Origin of the sequence: Anoxybacillus sp. LAT27 (assembly GCF_022030075.1) — a bacterium.
GTDB lineage: Bacteria > Bacillota > Bacilli > Bacillales > Anoxybacillaceae > Anoxybacillus > Anoxybacillus kestanbolensis.
Window position 1 is genome coordinate 1 of the sequence record NZ_JAIWYK010000182.1, and the last position, 267, is coordinate 267.

1 protein-coding gene is annotated in these 267 nt (G+C 59.9%); it reads left to right on the top strand.

The window, feature by feature from the left end; genetic code table 11:
- A partial coding sequence (locus tag LD028_RS09035) for a thiamine pyrophosphate-dependent enzyme (RefSeq protein ID WP_237811619.1) occupies positions 1-267 on the top strand: 267 nt, incomplete at both ends.

The following is a 267-nucleotide window of genomic DNA, read 5'->3' on the forward strand; positions in this document are numbered from 1 at the left end:
TGTGCGAAAACAACAAATACGCTATTTCCGTGCCGATTTCGAAACAACTCGCATGTGAGAAAGTGTCGGATCGCGCCATCGGCTACGGCATGCCGGGCTATACGGTCGACGGCACCGATCCGCTTGAAGTGTACCGCGTCGTGAAAGAAGCGGCCGACCGTGCCCGCCGCGGCGAAGGGCCGACGCTCATTGAAGCGGTGACATACCGCTTGACGTCGCACTCGTCGGACGACGACCACCGCGTCTACCGGACGGAAGAAGAACTCG